Raw genomic sequence first — 1,569 nt, forward strand, 5'->3', positions numbered from 1 at the left:
CCCGGATTTCTCATAGCTACTCAGCAAGTCTCGCAGACTAGGCGGTTTACCGCCATGACCGCTCCGGTGCGGCTATTATTGGCTAATTGTTGATCAATTTCTGTTGCCTGGACACACGGCCCCCTTTCCCCCATTGCGTCGGGCCGGGGGAGCCCGGGCATCTACCCTGGAACCAGGCGACGAACCAGATTCGTGAGTTCTTCTTTGTAGGGATAGCTGTCACTCATCAGCACCCGGATTCGGCGGGTATTGCGGATGATGACCGCGCCAACCTTGATCAGCTTCAGCCGCAGGTTGCTGGCGCTCATCCGTTCGAAGGGCGTCTTTTTCAGGTGCGCTCGTAATCGCTCGAACAAGGTGTAAGCGAAGCCGGACAAGATCAGCCGCCATTGATTGGTCCACCACTGAACACTCGACGTTCGATCCGCGAACAGATACAGCTGCTGATCCTTGATCCGGTTTTCCATATCGCCTCGGGCGCAGTACTGTTCGTAATAGAGCTTAAAACCGTCGTCATAGCGGGAGCTGATGACAAAGCGAGGATTGGAGCCAAGCTCGCCTTCTTCCAGGCGGGCCACCACCCAGCGAGGGAACTTCCAGGAATGCGCCTGATACCGGAACCGATAAGTGGCGGAGACTTTTTCACCGACTTTCTGGTGCGTGTCCCGGACCAGTTGTGACGGCGCTTCCACGTCCTTGAGCAACCGGCTGTTCTTGCTGATGCCGACCAGGTAATCCACATTATTCCGGTCGCACCAGCTCAATAGGCGAGGCCGATAGAAGCCACTGTCACCTCGGAACACGATGCGTGTATCGGGCCAATATTGCCGGATGAACTTTACCAGCAGGGCCAGAATGGCCCAGCTGTGTCGGCTGTCACTGCGGTTGCTGGTGCGCAGGTAGCTCACCAGCAGGTGACGGCCGCAGAACACATACAGCGGAAAGTAACAGTGGTGGTCGTAATAAGCGTTAAAGAACTTGCCGGGCTGGTCGCCATGAACTGGGATATCGGTACCGTCAAAATCCAGCACGATTTCCTTCGGCGGTGTCTCGTGCTGTTCGATGAAATGCTGCCACAGCAATTCGTGGGCCTTGACCACCGACTGACGATTTACTTGCTGCTCCATTCGGCAGAGCGTGGACTTGCCGGCTAAATCGCTCTCTTTGCCAACCGCGGTTTGCAGAGCCTGATCAAAACGCAGCGCCTCATGATCGTTCAGGTCTTCGTATCCTGCAGCCACGCCGAAGACCCGTTGCCGAGTCATGGTTTCCAGCTTGTGGCGAACCAGCACTGGATTCCGTGAATCGTTAAGCACCGAGGCCAGGCGCTGAGTCAGACGGTGCTGTTTGTCGACTTCCCGAAGCAGGAGCAACCCTGCATCGGAGGTGATATGACCACCGGAAAAATCGGCTTCAATTTGGCGGCGAGAGAGTGGCGAGAAGGTCAGCTTTTCAGGTACCATTTTGGATAGCGGCGGTTAGTGTTGGTTTTTTGTGTAGGAGCTTGAAATCATAACACTTTCAGCCGCTTCTTCCTTCCTTACGCTACCTTCTCATGAGAAATCCGGG

Annotated in this window: 1 protein-coding gene; it reads right to left on the reverse strand. The window is 55.4% G+C overall.

Going from position 1 to position 1,569, the window contains the following annotated elements; translation table 11 throughout:
- Nucleotides 1–161: 161 nt before the first annotated feature.
- Nucleotides 162–1,463 carry an IS1380 family transposase gene (locus tag DET50_RS19295; RefSeq protein WP_113864306.1) on the reverse strand — a complete coding sequence of 434 codons (1,302 nt, stop codon included), beginning with the start codon at nt 1,461–1,463 and terminating at the stop codon, nt 162–164.
- Nucleotides 1,464–1,569: the final 106 nt, after the last annotated feature.

It is taken from the genome of Marinobacter pelagius (assembly GCF_003315345.1).
GTDB lineage: Bacteria > Pseudomonadota > Gammaproteobacteria > Pseudomonadales > Oleiphilaceae > Marinobacter > Marinobacter pelagius_A.

What these genes read in the sequence shown, in the direction of transcription:
- DET50_RS19295 (WP_113864306.1), bottom strand. Translation starts at nt 1,463, where the DNA reads ATGGTACCTGAAAAGCTGACCTTCTCGCCACTCTCTCGCCGCCAAATT.